This window comes from Dechloromonas sp. ARDL1 (genome assembly GCF_051122455.1).
In the GTDB taxonomy this organism is placed as follows: domain Bacteria; phylum Pseudomonadota; class Gammaproteobacteria; order Burkholderiales; family Rhodocyclaceae; genus Azonexus.
On sequence record NZ_CP168939.1, the window covers coordinates 2,729,722 to 2,743,848 of the forward strand.

General features: G+C 67.9%; 16 protein-coding genes. 1 reads left to right on the forward strand and 15 read right to left on the reverse strand.

Annotated elements, in window-relative coordinates; genetic code table 11:
• Positions 1 to 17: 17 nt before the first annotated feature.
• The 9 genes from AB6Q56_RS13485 to AB6Q56_RS13525 form a co-directional block, all read right to left on the reverse strand.
• Positions 18 to 2,003, reverse strand: coding sequence for a relaxase/mobilization nuclease domain-containing protein (locus AB6Q56_RS13485; RefSeq protein WP_034011144.1), 1,986 nt, complete (start codon positions 2,001 to 2,003; stop codon positions 18 to 20).
• 448 nt (positions 2,004 to 2,451) lie between these two features.
• Positions 2,452 to 3,051: a S26 family signal peptidase gene (locus tag AB6Q56_RS13490; protein ID WP_023103956.1), complete on the reverse strand. Its 600-nt coding sequence runs from the start codon at positions 3,049 to 3,051 to the stop codon at positions 2,452 to 2,454.
• Positions 3,048 to 3,572 carry a DUF2840 domain-containing protein gene (locus AB6Q56_RS13495; RefSeq protein WP_023103957.1) on the reverse strand — a complete coding sequence of 175 codons (525 nt, stop codon included), beginning with the start codon at positions 3,570 to 3,572 and terminating at the stop codon, positions 3,048 to 3,050. The genes AB6Q56_RS13490 and AB6Q56_RS13495 overlap by 4 nt, the downstream gene beginning before the upstream one ends.
• Positions 3,569 to 3,853 carry a hypothetical protein gene (locus tag AB6Q56_RS13500; protein WP_023103958.1) on the reverse strand — a complete coding sequence of 95 codons (285 nt, stop codon included), beginning with the start codon at positions 3,851 to 3,853 and terminating at the stop codon, positions 3,569 to 3,571. The genes AB6Q56_RS13495 and AB6Q56_RS13500 overlap by 4 nt, the downstream gene beginning before the upstream one ends.
• A complete protein-coding gene (gene parA / locus AB6Q56_RS13505; protein WP_023103959.1) occupies positions 3,850 to 4,488 on the reverse strand; it encodes a ParA family partition ATPase in 639 nt (212 codons plus the stop codon). The genes AB6Q56_RS13500 and parA overlap by 4 nt, the downstream gene beginning before the upstream one ends.
• Positions 4,489 to 4,741: 253 nt before the next feature.
• Positions 4,742 to 5,599 carry a replication initiator protein A gene (locus tag AB6Q56_RS13510; RefSeq protein ID WP_023103960.1) on the reverse strand — a complete coding sequence of 286 codons (858 nt, stop codon included), beginning with the start codon at positions 5,597 to 5,599 and terminating at the stop codon, positions 4,742 to 4,744.
• A 26-nt stretch (positions 5,600 to 5,625) separates the two neighbouring features.
• The gene (locus AB6Q56_RS13515; RefSeq protein ID WP_003107109.1) at positions 5,626 to 5,907 is read right to left on the reverse strand and encodes a helix-turn-helix transcriptional regulator; all 282 of its coding nucleotides are present in this window, start codon (positions 5,905 to 5,907) and stop codon (positions 5,626 to 5,628) included.
• Between the two features lie 83 nt (positions 5,908 to 5,990).
• On the reverse strand, positions 5,991 to 6,761 hold the full coding sequence (locus AB6Q56_RS13520) for a DUF2285 domain-containing protein (RefSeq protein WP_023114173.1): 771 nt from the start codon (positions 6,759 to 6,761) through the stop codon (positions 5,991 to 5,993).
• A gap of 309 nt (positions 6,762 to 7,070) precedes the next feature.
• Complete coding sequence (locus tag AB6Q56_RS13525) at positions 7,071 to 7,421, reverse strand: DUF2958 domain-containing protein (protein WP_023103962.1); 351 nt, start codon at positions 7,419 to 7,421, stop codon at positions 7,071 to 7,073.
• 297 nt (positions 7,422 to 7,718) lie between these two features.
• On the opposite strand from AB6Q56_RS13525, the gene AB6Q56_RS13530 reads away from it, so the two are divergent.
• The gene (locus AB6Q56_RS13530; RefSeq protein WP_050594924.1) at positions 7,719 to 7,967 is read left to right on the forward strand and encodes an XRE family transcriptional regulator; all 249 of its coding nucleotides are present in this window, start codon (positions 7,719 to 7,721) and stop codon (positions 7,965 to 7,967) included.
• 63 nt (positions 7,968 to 8,030) lie between these two features.
• Here AB6Q56_RS13530 and AB6Q56_RS13535 read toward each other — a convergent pair whose 3' ends face one another.
• The 6 genes from AB6Q56_RS13535 to AB6Q56_RS13560 form a co-directional block, all read right to left on the reverse strand.
• Complete coding sequence (locus AB6Q56_RS13535) at positions 8,031 to 8,345, reverse strand: DUF736 domain-containing protein (RefSeq protein ID WP_023103964.1); 315 nt, start codon at positions 8,343 to 8,345, stop codon at positions 8,031 to 8,033.
• A 1,103-nt stretch (positions 8,346 to 9,448) separates the two neighbouring features.
• Entirely contained in the window at positions 9,449 to 9,658 is a 210-nt protein-coding gene (locus tag AB6Q56_RS13540; RefSeq protein ID WP_023103965.1) for a hypothetical protein, read from the reverse strand.
• Positions 9,659 to 9,719: 61 nt separating this feature from the next.
• A complete protein-coding gene (locus AB6Q56_RS13545; RefSeq protein ID WP_023103966.1) occupies positions 9,720 to 11,771 on the reverse strand; it encodes a ParB/RepB/Spo0J family partition protein in 2,052 nt (683 codons plus the stop codon).
• A 78-nt stretch (positions 11,772 to 11,849) separates the two neighbouring features.
• Complete coding sequence (locus AB6Q56_RS13550) at positions 11,850 to 12,674, reverse strand: DUF932 domain-containing protein (RefSeq protein WP_023125153.1); 825 nt, start codon at positions 12,672 to 12,674, stop codon at positions 11,850 to 11,852.
• A gap of 711 nt (positions 12,675 to 13,385) precedes the next feature.
• Positions 13,386 to 13,664: a hypothetical protein gene (locus AB6Q56_RS13555; protein WP_023114169.1), complete on the reverse strand. Its 279-nt coding sequence runs from the start codon at positions 13,662 to 13,664 to the stop codon at positions 13,386 to 13,388.
• A gap of 65 nt (positions 13,665 to 13,729) precedes the next feature.
• The gene (locus tag AB6Q56_RS13560) at positions 13,730 to 14,080 is read right to left on the reverse strand and encodes a DUF2958 domain-containing protein (RefSeq protein ID WP_023114168.1); all 351 of its coding nucleotides are present in this window, start codon (positions 14,078 to 14,080) and stop codon (positions 13,730 to 13,732) included.
• Positions 14,081 to 14,127: the final 47 nt, after the last annotated feature.

The window sequence follows — 14,127 nt, forward strand, 5'->3', positions numbered from 1 at the left end:
ACTGCTATCGTAGGAAGTTAACCAACGGCAGGCCCACGCTGCCGTCCTATCTCCCAGGACACGCCGCCGCCGCGCACCGTAGCGGCAAGCTGCTGGCCCAGCCGCTGCTCGACCACCGGCCGCCACGGCACCAGACTGAACCCCTTGCCGTCATCGAGCATGGCGTAGCGCCCACTGGCGAGCATGACGCTGCGCCGGTAGATACCGGCCACGCGCTGACCGTCACCCGCAGGCCGATGTTCCAAGCCGGTTTCGGCCGCAATGTCCTTGGCGGCCTGCACCAGCTCCCGATTGCGCAACGTGCCCAGCAGGTTGCGCGCGAGGATCACGCGCTGCCCACGCCGCTCGGCCAGCCCCTGTTCGGCCAGGAAGTCGGCGCGCTGCTGCATTGCCTGCTTGGCCTCGCCGCCAAAGCCTAGGTCGCCCAGGCCCGAGCCGCCGCCGATCAACTGCTGGTCAAGCCAGGTGGCCCCGATAACGCGGGCCTGCCGCTCGATGGGCAGGTGCGATTTCAGTTCCACGGCCACGCCGCCCAGGCGCTGCGCGTCGTAGCGGCGGCCCTGTTCGGCCAGGTCGTCCGGCACCTTCCATAGTCCCTCGGCCACGCGCTCCACGATGCCAGCGCGGCGCAGGGCTTCCAGCCGGCGGACGTGGGCCGCGACGACTTCCTGCGGATCGCGGCCCGGTACGGCCTGACCCTGCGCGATGGCGAGGTGATGATCGGTGCGGTACAGGCCACCGCTCGCCAGTGCGGCGATGTTCTTGTCGGCGGCGCGCACGTCGGCCGATCCCTTCACCTCCACCACGGCACCGGCTGGGTAGTTCGCCAGCTCGTCGCGGGCGTTGAGCGCGACGTAGTGGGCCTTGCCATCCACCCCGTCGATGACCAGATAGCCCCGGTCGCGCAGTTCGTCGGCCAGCCCCTTCGCGGCCACGCGGCCGAGGATGGTTCGGCCATCCTCGCCCGGCTCGAACACCGCCAGCTCGCGCGGCTGGCCGCTCATGGCCCGCTGCATGGTGCGGATGATGTCGCCACGCTCGCCCAGGGCGCGCAGGGTCTTTTCGGCGTCGGTATGGACCGCCCAGGTGCCCGGCTGCGTTTCGTCGGCCAGGCCCAGACGCTGCAAGCGTTGCAGCCGGCCGATCAGCAGCAGGCGCTGGCGTTGCAACCTCGGCTCGTTGAGCCGTTCGACATGCACCAGGCCATCGTCGCCCAGCTCGCGCTTGAGCGTGCGATCCAGGCTCGTCCACCGCTCCTGTTCCACCTCGCGCTGCAAGGTCTGCTGGATCTCCAGCTCGGTGCGTGGCCCCAGCCATTCGGTCGCCAGTTCGGCCGCACGATGGCGGAAGCCATCGGCGATGTAGTCGCCCGCGATGATGAGGTCTCTGCCCGTATCGTCGCGCCCGCGCACGACGATGTGCGTGTGCGGGTTGTCGGTGTTCCAGTGGTTGACGGCCACCCAATCAAGGCCCGTGCCCAGGTCGGCCTCCATGCGGCCCATCAGGTGCCGCGTGTAGGTGCGTAGGTCTTCCAGCTCGGCCCCATCCTCGGGCGAGAGGATGAAGCGGAAATGGTGCCGGTCGTCGGTGCAGCGTTCCTTGAAGGCGTCGAGGTCGGCGGCATCGGTCTGCTGCCCGTAGGCTTGGCCCGGCTCGCCATCGCGGCCTACGCCATCGCGCTCGATGTAGCGCAGGTGCTTGGCGAGCGACTGCGGGCTGGCTTGGCGCTGGTTGACCAGTAGCGTCTTGATGGTCACGCGCCGCGACATGGGCGTCAGCTTCGCTCCGGCGAAGCGCGCCGCCGTGTGGCCGCGCCCCAGGCGCGAGCCGGGCCGCTGGCCGTTGCCCCTCCCGGAGCCGCTGGCAGTGCCGGGACGGCGCACCGACGACTTGCCGCTACTGGCCTTGCCTGCCTGCTTGAGCACCTTGGAAACGAAGCTCTGGCCCCGGTTCTTCGGTGCGCTGGGGCGGATGCGGAAATCATCGTCGCGGCGGTCGGTCATGGCTGCGCTCCCTGCAAGCTCTGGCGTGTCCGGTCGTGTGAAGCACGCGGACAGCCCTGCATTGGCGCGGGCCTCGCGCCCCACGCGGCACGGCGGCGAAGCCGCTGCGTGCCGCGCCACCCCCATGTGCAGACTGGCTTTCGACGCGGCCCGGTGCCGCGTCCTTTTGTCTTGCCTTCCGCCTTTGCCCCTCGCTGGCGCTCCGGGCAGCGGCGGCCCGGCGGTGCTGCTGCGCGAGCAGCCAGCGCGCCGGCGAACGCGGCGACGGCCATAGGCCGGGCGCGTTCGAGGCAAGACGCCTGCACGTTGGACGGCTGCGCCGAAGGCAGCGCGAAGTGCGGTGCGAATGCACCCGCACTGCACGCGCGACGACACGGCGACGGCCAGCAGAGCGACACGCCCGATGGCACGACAAGATGCACGGCAACGTGCAGCGAGTCGGCGGCCATCATGGGCGGGATTCCAGCCAGACTGGATGCGCGACCCCGATCACGGCGGATGCGCTGACCGGCCCGAAATACCGGCTGTCGAACGACGCCGGGTTGGTCACACTCAAGAGGAACAGTTCGCCGGATTCGAGGCGGCGGCATTGCTGCCAGGATGGCAGCGGCCGGCCCCAGCGGTCGGCAGGCAGCACGGCGGCCGAAGGCACGCCGTCGATGCGGACGACGCGGCCAGTGCTGCACAACTCCTGCGGCGCGACGGCGCCCACGCGCTTGAGCAGCGGCACGCGCGCCGGCAGGTAGCCGCGCTGCGCGGCCAGCGCGGCGGCGTCTGGCGGCAGCGTGGTCAGGACGATGCTGCCCACGGACAAGGGACGTGGCAGCGAGCCGGTGCCGTGGCCTTGCGGATCGACGCGATACCAGCCGACCGCCACGCTGTCGGACGGGTTGTAGATCAGGCGCGGCAGCGGATGCACGAAGGACGCCCAGGCGAGCGCAGCGAGGCCGCAGGCGGACAGGCCCGCCAACACGAGGCGAGCGCGCAGGCGCGAGCGAGGATGCGGCGGGATGCCGGTTGCGCTGGCAACGGCGGATGGAAGCGTCATGGCAGCGTCCTCCCGGTTAGCCAGGCAGCGTGCCGCTCGGCGGTGTATTCGGGCAGCGGCAGGCGTGCAGCGAGCCGGTTGGCGAGCGTGCGCCAGTACGCGGGCGAGACAGCGGCGGGCGCGATGCCCAGCGCCTCGATGGCGTCGATGCACTCCAGCACCGCGCGCACCTGGTTCTCCCCTTCGGCGTGGAGCAGCAAGCGCGCCCCCGGCTGCACGCCGGGGATGCGCTGCGCTGCATCCAGCGGCGTGCAAGCCTGCATCACCATGAGCTGCCAACGCACAGTGCCGTAGTCGTTGGCCTGCCAGCGGATACGGCACAACATGGCGCCCGGCAGGAACACCGCGCAACGGCGCCAGCGGTCGAGCTGGTGCGTGCGCGCAGGTTCGCCGAAGCGCAGGTAGAGCTTGAAGCGTGGTTCGATGTAGGCAAGCGCCACGCGCGTCAGCGGCGCGCTGGCAGGCTGGCCGGCAAGTGCAGCCGTAGCCGCGCCAGCGGCAGGCGAAGCGGATGCAGTCATGGTGCGTTCTCCCTGCGGTGCTCTGGAAACTCCCGCTCCAACAGGCCACGCAGCAGGTCGGCCACGGTCACGCCTTGCGTGAAGGCCGACACCTTGATGCGTGCCCGCATCGCGGGTGTGATGTCGAGGGTCAGGCGGGCGGTGTAGAGGTCGCCCTTGCCCAGCGCATCGGCATCGCCCTGGCGAATCCACGCCTCGGCGTGTGGATTCGCGGGCGGACGTGCGCCGATGCCGACGCGCTTGACCGTGCGTTTGCTGTTCGGTGGCGGCTTCGCTGTCATGTCGGCCACCGCAACAGTTCATCCACCAGCGCGGTGATTTCGCGGGCGGCGGTGCTGTCGGGCGCCGTTTCGCGTGCAAGCCGGCCAGCGGCTACGCTGTCGGCGAACACGATGCGCTGATGCACTTCCGCGCGCAGCGCAGGAAGTGGCTGGTCGGCGAGCGCCTGGCGCGCTTCGCGCCCGATGATGGTGGTGCTGACGCGCCGATTGATGACGAAGGCCGCGCGCAGCGCGGGCCGAAAGACTTGCGCCTCGCGGATCAGCGCCACCATCTCGGCGCTGGCCCACAGATCGTAGGGGCTGGGCTGCACGGGGATCAGCACGCGCTCGGCCGCCAGCAGCGCGGAGCGCGCCAAGGCGGCGATCCTGGGCGGGCCGTCGATGACGACGTGATCGGCCCGCCTGGCGAGTTCTGGCGCTTCTTGGTGCAGCGTTTCGCGTGCAAGGCCCACGGCGCTGAACAGCCGTGGCAAGCCTTGCTGGCTTCTGCGCTGTGTCCAGTCCAGCGATGAACCCTGCGGGTCGGCGTCCAGCAGGACGACGTGCTGACCGCGCATCGCCAGCTCGCCGGCGATGTGCGTGGCGAGCGTGGTCTTGCCCACGCCGCCTTTCTGGTTGAGCAGAGCGACGATCATGGCGCGGCCCTCCGTGTTGGAAAGCCGGGCTTTTGCTGCTGCGTTTGTGGCCGCGGGGTGGTTGTCCACCGCAGCGGCGTTTCCCTACTAAAAGTTAGAGAAACTAAGTTAGGGAAGTTAGAGGACGCGCAAACCCAGTGCTGGCGCGGGTTTGCGGCCGATCGGCACGCCTGATAGCACGATAGTCCCACGCCTGATAGCACGATACCCCGCACGCCTGATAGCACGACACCATTCACAGGCTTTCCCGGAGTTATCCCCGTGCCGTCTGCGGCACGGGCCGGAACGTCAGCAGTTCCATGCCGTTGTCGGGCATCCGCTCGATGCCCAGGACGTAACCGGGCAGCGACTGCCGCGCGACGAGCGCGCGCAGATCGCAGGCGAAGTCGTAGGGCTTCGCGGTGCTGCCGGACTTCTGGTGCAGATAGCGAAAGTCGAACTGCCAGCCGTATGCCTGCTTGCCGCCGTGCTTGCGCACCAGGCGGTACAGCCACCGCTCGATGCCGCCGGTGAGCCGGAAATACGCCGGGTCGATGGTCAGCACCAGCGCGGCGTCGAGCACGCCGGCAAAGAACCAGTCCGGCAGGATCAGCTCGATGCCCAGCGGCGTGCCGCTGGCATCGGCCAGTTCCTTCCATTCGTTGATCCACGAAAAGCGGTGCAGGCGCCGGCCTGTTGTCTCGCGGATGGACGTGGCCACCGTGGTCGATTGCAGGCGATCCAGCGCGGCCTTGAGGCGCTGGTAGTCGCGCAGCGACTTGCCGCGCCCGATGAAGCGCAGGATCTCGTAGGGCGTCGCGCGCATCAGCCGCGACGGGCGCAGGCCCGCGTCCTTCGCTTCCACGATCTGCGAGGCCGCCCATATCAGCACGTCCGCATCCCAAATCGTGGCGATGCCGTGCTCCTGCGTGCCCTCTACGCGGATCGTCACGTTGCCCGCGCGGAAGTCGATGGGTTTGACCCGCTTGGACTTGCCGAGCGAGAAGAACGGATAGGCCATCAAGTCCTGGCTGTCGCGCGGCGCCATGTCGCCGGGCAAGGCGCGGAACAGGTCGAGCTGTTCGCGCTCCTGCAACGACCGCTGCCGGAACGGCAGCGCGGAGCTGGACATGGTGATGGCCTGCCGCGCGCCGCCGATCAGCGCGCACGGCTGTCGGCCGAGTGGTGCTCGGCGTACTCGGGATCGGAAGTCGTCTCGAAGCTGCGGTCGGCGGCCCAGGCATCGAGGTCGGCCACGGCGTACATGACGCGCCGGCCGAACTTGCGAAAGCGCGGACCACCACCGATCACGCGCTGCTTTTCCAGCGTGCGCGGCGACAGGCGCAGGTATTCGGCGGCTTCGTCGTTGGTGAGATAGCGTTGGGGCTGCGCGGCAGCGGTCGAGACAGTGGCGGCAGGCCGCAAAGGAGCGGGACGCATGGTGTGAACCTCCATAGCTTTCAAAGCTCCGGCCACACAGCGCAACCGGATGGAGGCAGTCTCAGAAAACCAAGCTGTCCTGCTCAGGGCCGTTTTGCGTCGTCCTCAAAACGACCCTTCTCAAGCGGCGGAAGCTGTGCTAGGCGGCGATAGCCGCCGCGCATCAGCGCATCGCCGCGCCGTACCAAGCGGCGTACCTTGGAGCGCAGGCCGCCGTCGCTGTACCAATCGGCTGCGGCATCGCCGCCGAACAAGCCTTCGGCCACCTCGCGCAAGGACGCACCCGCTAGGGTTGCGTCGAGCGCCTGCAAGGTGTGTAGCTCAAGCAGCGCGGCGGGTGCCGGCCTGGGCTTCGCAGAAGCCAGGGCCGCGCCGAGCGCATGGTTGCGCGCAGGTGCGGCGGCGCCGCCGCGGCGGGCATAGGCGACAGCCATCCCGTCTTCCAGGCCGGGCGCCAGCGCGAAGCGCAGGCAATGACCTGGGCTGTGCGCCATCAGCGCCAGCCCTTTGCCGTCATGGAGCAGTTGCTTGTGCCCGGCAATGCGCCAAAACGTGAACGCGGGAGCATACTGCGGCGGATCGGCGTCGGGATAGAGCTGCACCACGGCCACATGGCCGGGCAACCAGGCTGGATGCGCGTCGCGCGCATCCAACGCCGGATCTTCCAGCAGGCGCAAGCCCCAGCGATGCGCCGCCTGCTGCGCGGCTTTCGGCCGGCGATGATGGCGCAGCCAGTCGAGCCGGTAATCGGGGTTTCTGCGCAGATATTCCCAGGCCGTCCCAAGGTCGTCCAAGTGCAGCACGTACAGATACGCGGCAGTCGGATACCAGTGCTCGGCGCTGCGATCGACCATGACGCAACCTCCCTGCGAACAGGACTGGCCGCGACGGAAGAACTACGTGCTACATCGGTGTCATCAGAACGAAATGGGTTAAGGGAATAGTTGGGCTGTCAAGTCCGACTGGCTCCGATGCGTTGCGGTATTCGTCTCAATGCTGCGGCGGCAGCGTCCCTCCCGTGGGACGCCGTACAGGCCAGCCTGCCGCAGTCCGCGTCAGGCATCATGTCCGTTTGGATCAGACTGGCGCGGCTACGCCGCAAGAATCTCGATTGAGACCTGCCCGGTATGACACCAGACTGAAAAAGTCACAGTAGGCTGTGTTCAGTCCGGGATAGCCCCGTCGCGCTCGGCCAGCCGGGTGTATTCCGACAGCGTGCGCGTGGGCCGGAAGTAGCGGTCGCGCATCACGGGCTGCTGATGCGGCCCGACGATGCCAGCCAGCTCGGACAGCTTGACGGTTCCTTGCGCCGGCATTCCGATTCCCAGGTCGATGAGGCCCCAGGCGGTGTCGCCATCGGCGGGATCGAGTGCGGCCAGCAGCCAGGTCACATGCGCGTCCGGCGTGAACAGCCGCACCACGGGCACCGGGTCGATGGCCTGGCCAGCGGCACGAGCCTCGCCGTTGGCGAGCAGTTGCGCGCGCTCCGGGACGGTGGCGAGTGGCTGGGGCATGGTTGGCAATCCCACAAATCCAATGATGCACGGATGCGGTTTCACGCCCAAGCGCAGAACCGCCAAACCGGATTTACGCCTTCGTGTGCAAGCACGGATGCGCTTGCGTGGCTTTGCTGGAACCAGCAAATGCGGATTTCCGTAAAGGCACGAAAACGTAGAACACCAAATGAACACTATAGATTGTAGCCCTATAGGGCGCAATGGGCTGTCATCTTGGTTTTTCGAGGGAAACCATAGGTGGCGGCTGGGAACTCATTGGCGAAGGCGTTGAAGACAGTCAGGAAGGCGCGTGGCTTGAGCCAGGAAGCCTTCTCTGACGTGTCCAGCCGCACCTATATGAGCACCCTCGAACGCGACCTGAAAAGCCCGACCCTGCATAAGCTGGCCGAGCTGTGCGAGGTGATGGAGATCCACCCGCTCACGCTGCTGACGCTGGCCTACGCGGGCGACAGCCCGCACAAGGCCGACGAGCTGCTGGCGCAGGTGCGCCGGGAGCTGGAGGCGGTGCTGAAGGAGCGCGGCGCGGCGAAGCCGCGCGCGTGACGTGGTGATGTGCTGCGAACAGCAGCACAGCGCCCCGCCGCGATGGGCGGGGCGCTGCGGCGGTCACGCCGCCTGGGGCTTGCTGCGCGACCAGATCAGGTCGTGCGTACCGTCCTCGCCTTCGATCAGGCGGGCATAGACCGGAGCCGGGAACGAAGGATCGTCGAGGGTCACGGACTTGTATTCCCGCCCGGCCTCGCTGGTCTTGTTCCACGCCGCGCCGATGTCGTGGCCGGCGGCCTGGAGGCGGAAGTCGGGGGCGTTCTCGCTGCTGCCCTTGTCGTTGGGAACCAGCTTGACCTTGACGTTGAGCGTCAGGGTGCGCAGCGTGCCGGTGAAGCCGTCTTTGTCTGCGGTGAAGGTGCCGATGTTGGCCATGATGATTTCTCCTTTCGGTTGAACAAGGTTCGCGCCCATCGCGTCCTTGTTGTGATCCGGCCGGCGGGGGACGGGCTGGCTGCACCGCTTGCGGTCGAAACGCAGTGGAGAGCCGGGAGGCGAAAAGAATTTGCTGCGCGAGGAAGCCGCGCAGCGGCGGGGAAATTGTTTTCGCCGGACGGTTGCAGCCATGAAGCCCGAGGCGCAGCCGCGCCCCCGCCAGGATTCACAACGAGACAAGGACGCCTTGGGCCGAACCGCTCCGAAAGGAGATGGGGCCGACTCGGCATCCCCGCCCGAAGGCTTCTCCGGCTCGCCCGCTGACGCGGGCCAGGTCAACCCCGCAACGACAGGCGAGAACGCCCCCGCCATACCTTGCGGCGCCGGTCTTGAGGCGTGGCGTGGAAGCTCCATAGCGATACCGGGCGGGTTGTCCGTGAACCGTCCTTCGTGACGTGATGGGCAGGAACCGCCAGCGTTGAGGACGGCACGCACCTGCACAACCTGCCGCAGCAAGCGCCAGCGTGTTCGCCAGCGTCCCGTCCATCGCGGCGGGACGTTGGGCGGGCCGATCCGGCGCAGCCGGTTCGGCAGCATCGAGGGGCGCCAAGCATCGCGCGGCGGGGATAGCTCGCAGGGCTTTCCCCTGGAGGCAAGCGAAGCGCGCAGCGCCGCAGGCGCGAAGGCGTGAGGGATTGAAGCCGAATGGCCGTGACGGCAAAGACGGCACGGGGCGTAGCCCGAAAGCCCGGCGGCGCTATGCGCCGACACGCCCAGGCCGTTCCAGATTTCTAAGCAGGAAACGCGGACATGCCTCTGATGAAATGGGCGCGGCCCTACGCTGCGAGGTATGCACGCGGCAAGCCGAAAACCGCTGGTGATTCCCGCGCACGGCGGGCGCTACGGCTTGCAGGCCCATACGGGCCTGCCATTACCGGGCGGGAAGCCCGGTCACGTCAACGCCGCCGTCTGAGCTGCCGCGAGGGCGGCGGCGTGCCGATTCGGCTGGTGGCCTTGAACACCGGGCGCGGCCACTGCCGCGCCCGGATTTTTGCGTCCACCGCGCCCAGGACGGAACGGCCTGGGCGCGGTGCTGATCGCGGTTATTCCTTCGTCTCGATGAGCCACCACACGGCACGCGGCAAGGCGCGGCCCGTGATGGGGTGAATGTCGGTGAGGTCGGCGCAGGCCGTCCAGCCCGAGGGCGGGCGGTAGCCGCGCACGTCGCCATCGCCGTTCCAACGGCGGGCGCGTACCGTGCCAGCGGCGTAGATCGCCGCCATGCGCGGGCGGCTAATGGTGGTGCGGGTCATGGGGCTTCTCCTTCCAGCGAAGCGCCCCGGTCGAGGCCGGGGCGCTTGCCTTCGGCGCGGGTCAAGCGGCCAGCGCCTCGGCGGGTTCATCCGCTATTGCCTCGGCATCCTCCGGGGCGTTCTGCTCCGGGCCTGCCTCTTGCGCGGCGTCCTGCGGGCCTGCGGCCTCGAAGATGGCGGGCATCCAGCCCGTGCCATCGGCCAGCCGCTCGGCTTCGCTGGCAATGTCGGCCTTCTTCAACTTCGCCAGCCGGTTGGCCTGCTCGGGTGCGTACTCGCCCACGGCATCCAGAATCACGGCCTTGGAAACGTGCTTGAAGTAGCCTTCTGCGGTCGGCTTCCACCATGCGGCCATGTCGAGGCCCACGGCCTGCGCCAGTTCCTCGCCGGGTTGCTGCACCGTGGCGCGGGGCGTCACCACGTCCACCGTGGAAGCCACGCACACGGCCAGCAGCCGCACCAGTTCATCTTGCGACTTCGCCAGCAGCGCGGCGAACAGTTCGGCGCTGTCCTCCGGCAAGGCTTCACCTGCCACCTGTTGCAGTTCGCGCAGCGCCACGGCAGCGGGCGATTCCGGCCAGTCCGGGGCCATGCCTTCCAGCCGGTCTTGCACCGTGAGGCGCACGCCGAGCGGCAGGCCATCGCCGTAGGCGTCGGGCTGCAAGACAGTCTGCACCATGCCATGCACCAGCGCGGCCAGCGCGACGTGCGGATGCCGCGCGACTTCGATTTGCAGCGCCGCCGTGCGGTGGGCACTCAACCGCTGCGCCAGCCGATCGGACAGGCTCGCGGCCTTGGGTGCGTCGTCGGCGTCCTCGTGCTCGTCGTTGGCGGCTTCGCCTTCGGTGTTGCCGAAACCGCGCCGCAGCTTTTCCAGCGTGCGCAGCGCCTTGGCCTCGGCTTCGCGCAGCAGGCCGCGATGAATAACGGCCTCGCCGTTGCGGTCGATGGTGACGATGGCACCGGCCACCTCGCGCACCTCGGGAGCGTAACCTTGCAAGGCGTCCTCCGCGTCTTGTAGTTCGCCGACCACCTGATCGCGCCGCTGTTCCAGTTTCTCGGCCTTGGCCTCGTCCTCGGCGTCGCAGGCTTCTTCCAGCTCGGCGTCGATCTTTTCGAGGCGGCTTTCCAGCGAGGCGATGCGGCGGGCCTCGCGGCTGGTCGGCTCACGGCGGTGGCGCGGGGCGTTCTGGAACGCCTGCCGTTCCTCGTAGGCCAGATGCGGCACGGCCTCCACCCATGCCCAACCCTCGGCGCGCACGTCCTCGGCCAGCGTTGCCAGCTTGTCGCGCACCAGCGTTTCCAGCACTGCGGTATCGGTCAGGTAGGTTCCGGCATCGCCTTCCGCGAACAGGTCGCGGCGGATGCCGCCGCCTGCCTGCCGGTAGGTGTTCAGTCCGACGAAGCGCACCAGCGCGTGCGCGGCGTCGATTTCGCGCTCGGTCAGGCGCTCGCGCAGCTTGGACGGGCTGCGCTGCCATTCCGGCGCACCATAGAACGCGGCTTCCTGCGCGGCGTGGTCGTCGGTGATGGTCAGGGCCATCAACTGTTCCAGCGTCACGCCACTGGCGCGATAGTCGGCCATGAGGCGCGGCGAGACATTCGCCAGCTTCAAGCGGCGCTGCACCACCAGCGGGGACACGCCGAAGTCGGCAGCAATGTCCTCGATGGGGCGTCCTTCCTTGACCAGCGCGGCGAAGGCCGCGAACTGGTCGGCGGGGTGCATGTTCTCGCGCTGCACGTTCTCCGCAAGGCTGACGGTGCGGGCGGAAGCGTCGGCCACCAGCAGGCACGGCACTTCGTAGTCGGCGGGAATGCGCTTCTTCTTCGCCAGCAGCTTCAAGGCGGTCAGGCGGCGATCGCCGGCCACCACCTCGTAAGTCTCGCCATCGGCGGAAAGGATGACGATGAGGTTTTGCAGCAAGCCGATGCGGGCAATGCTCGCGGCCAGTTCGGGGATGGACAGGCGCGGCATCTTGCGGGCGTTGCGCTTGGAGCGGCGCGGCAGCAACTGCGAGAGCGGAACCAGAATCAGGTTCTTGGACGGGTCGGCCATTTCCAGCGGGGCGGCGGCTTCGATGGCGACGGCTTCGGTTTTGAGTACGGCGTTCATGGTGATGACTCCTTGCGGTTGGGATGCAGCAGCGAGAGAAGCGGCAAGGGCTGCTGCCTGCCCCTGCCGCGTGGGGATTCAGGCTTTCAACTGGCGCAGGCCATCGGCCAGCAGCCACAGGGCGCGATTGAGGCGCACGCTTTGGTCGATGCCCTGCACGGGCCGGGTGGTCTGGCGGCGGCCATTCGCGGCGCGGGCGGACAGGCCGCCTTTGGTCAAGTTCTCCTGCGTGCGGTTGAACACGCTCCACAGGTCGCGGCGGTCGTCGTCGTGGCGGCGCGGCATCAGGATTTGCGATTCCGTGATGGGCGCGGGCTTGTCCTCGTCGTACTTCAATGCCAGCGCAGCGCGGGCGAACACTTCCGATTCCCCGGCGTCGAGCGTGATGGCGCGCATGGCATCGCGGGATTCCTGCGCCCGGTCGAAGCCGTGCAGGACTTCGTAAGCGCCTTCGATGACGTGCCCCGCTACGTCGCCCTTGTGGGGAACGCGCACGTTGGCCACGGTGTCGCCGCAGACAAGGCCATTGCTGCAAACGAAGCGGAACATCCCGGCCAGCATCTGATAGCTGCTAGTGCCGTCATGGGAGTTCAGCAGGATGATTTCGTTGGCCTCGCGGCCGTTGATCTGGCTGGCGTGGCGCAGCCGGATCATGTGCTTCGTGTAGTCGCGGCGGTCGTCGTGGCGCACGCGGGTTTGCGTCACCATGAAAGGCTCGAAGCCTTCCCCGCGCAGTTCTTGCAGCACGGTCGCGGTGGGGATGTAGCTGTACCGCTGCGAGCGGCTTTCGTGCGGGGCGTCCGCGAAGATGGACGGGGCCACGGCCCGGATTTGGTCATCGGACAAGGGACGTTCCGAACGCAGCACCGGGGAACGGGAAGCGAAGCGGGATGCGAGTTGCATGGCATTTCTCCTGACAAAGAAAAAAGGGTTTGCTGTTCACCGCACACCGGATTCCTAGATTCGGAAGCCCAGCCTTTCGGCTGTTCGGTGCGGTCGGCACGAGGAACCCGGTTGGCCCTGTTGCCACCGTCTTTCCTGAGTTCATCGCCCGCGACGGTCAGGAGCGCGCGAACGGGTGCCGTCAAGGAGGCAAGCGCAGGGTTGGTGCGGCCCGCAGGCGCAGCCGAGGACACGGCCCTGCGCGCCTTGACGGCACACGGGCGCGGGCTACAGTCGCGGTGAAGGTGATGAAGTCAGGGGAGACGGCTGGACATGGCAACGGCCCCTCAACACGCCGACCGCACGGCAAGCGAAGCGCGCAGGCCCGGATCTAGGAATCCGGGCCGGAGGCGTCAGCCGAGCGGAGCGAGGGAACGATGGAAGCCCATCAGGGGCGAGACGCCGCAGGCGGCTCGATGCGCAACGCGCACGACAGCGCGACCGGCCACGTTTCTTGGCCGGGGACGCACAGCCTTCAAGGCTCGATGCACAAGCTCATGCGCCAGTCATCGGGAAACAGGTTCGACAGCGACTGCCGTGGTCTGGCCGATCCGGCGCAGCCGGTTCGGCGGTCTTTGAGGGGCGCCAAGCATCGCGCGGCGGGGATAGCCCGCAGGGCTTTCCCCTGGAGGCAAGCGCAGCGCGCAACGCCCCGTCAGGGGCACTTAGGCATCACGCCGAGTCGTCAGGACGCAGGCTGGATTCCGCAACCGGCATCCAAGGCGAAGTCGAGTTCAGGTAGTAGCGCCTGCCACGCGCATACAGCCCCGAAGGCTCGGTAGGCTGGTAGAACCCGGTGACGCGGCGCCGGAACTGCGCGCCAAACTCGTTGGTGTAGATCACCGCGTCGCCGATCTTGAAGCGCAAGGGCTGACCGTTCTCCGGCGCGAACGGCTTGAGCGCATCGTGTTGCGCCGTGATTTCGATGATGTAGTCGTGATGGCTGCTCATGGCATTGATCTCCTGCGAAGGTTGGGAAAGCGCAAGGAGCGCCTTGCGGCGCTCCAAGGGCTGGTTCAGACGACGACACGCCCGACCAACCGGGCATCGCGCGCGTAGGCGCTCAACCGCTTCTCGGCGCGGAAAGACAGGTCGCGCTCGATCGGCAGGCCCAGCCTGCCGCGCACGGTCGCCAGCTCGCCCAGGCTGACCCAGCCGATTTCCGGCATCCCCAGGCCCAGGTCGCAAAGACCAAAGGCGTGGTCGTGGTCATCGGGATCAATCTCGGTCAGCAGCCAGGTCGCGCCGGCATCCGGCGTGAACAGCTTGACGACGGGTGCCGGATCGAAGTCCGGGTTCTCCAAGGATTCGCGGCCGTTGGCCAGCAGCACGATGCGCTGCTCGTCAGTGATGAGTGCGTTGTTCATGGTGAACTCCTGAAAGGTTGCCGGGCGGAATTGCCCGACCCTTCCGG

Bases quoted from the DNA above. Each gene is read 5' to 3' on its own strand.
- AB6Q56_RS13485 (WP_034011144.1), bottom strand. From the start codon at position 2,003: ATGACCGACCGCCGCGACGATGATTTCCGCATCCGCCCCAGCGCACCG.
- AB6Q56_RS13490 (WP_023103956.1), bottom strand. From the start codon at position 3,051: ATGACGCTTCCATCCGCCGTTGCCAGCGCAACCGGCATCCCGCCGCAT.
- AB6Q56_RS13495 (WP_023103957.1), bottom strand. From the start codon at position 3,572: ATGACTGCATCCGCTTCGCCTGCCGCTGGCGCGGCTACGGCTGCACTT.
- AB6Q56_RS13500 (WP_023103958.1), bottom strand. From the start codon at position 3,853: ATGACAGCGAAGCCGCCACCGAACAGCAAACGCACGGTCAAGCGCGTC.
- parA (WP_023103959.1), bottom strand. From the start codon at position 4,488: ATGATCGTCGCTCTGCTCAACCAGAAAGGCGGCGTGGGCAAGACCACG.
- AB6Q56_RS13510 (WP_023103960.1), bottom strand. From the start codon at position 5,599: ATGTCCAGCTCCGCGCTGCCGTTCCGGCAGCGGTCGTTGCAGGAGCGC.
- AB6Q56_RS13515 (WP_003107109.1), bottom strand. From the start codon at position 5,907: ATGCGTCCCGCTCCTTTGCGGCCTGCCGCCACTGTCTCGACCGCTGCC.
- AB6Q56_RS13520 (WP_023114173.1), bottom strand. From the start codon at position 6,761: ATGGTCGATCGCAGCGCCGAGCACTGGTATCCGACTGCCGCGTATCTG.
- AB6Q56_RS13525 (WP_023103962.1), bottom strand. From the start codon at position 7,421: ATGCCCCAGCCACTCGCCACCGTCCCGGAGCGCGCGCAACTGCTCGCC.
- AB6Q56_RS13535 (WP_023103964.1), bottom strand. From the start codon at position 8,345: ATGGCCAACATCGGCACCTTCACCGCAGACAAAGACGGCTTCACCGGC.
- AB6Q56_RS13540 (WP_023103965.1), bottom strand. From the start codon at position 9,658: ATGACCCGCACCACCATTAGCCGCCCGCGCATGGCGGCGATCTACGCC.
- AB6Q56_RS13545 (WP_023103966.1), bottom strand. From the start codon at position 11,771: ATGAACGCCGTACTCAAAACCGAAGCCGTCGCCATCGAAGCCGCCGCC.
- AB6Q56_RS13550 (WP_023125153.1), bottom strand. From the start codon at position 12,674: ATGCAACTCGCATCCCGCTTCGCTTCCCGTTCCCCGGTGCTGCGTTCG.
- AB6Q56_RS13555 (WP_023114169.1), bottom strand. From the start codon at position 13,664: ATGAGCAGCCATCACGACTACATCATCGAAATCACGGCGCAACACGAT.
- AB6Q56_RS13560 (WP_023114168.1), bottom strand. From the start codon at position 14,080: ATGAACAACGCACTCATCACTGACGAGCAGCGCATCGTGCTGCTGGCC.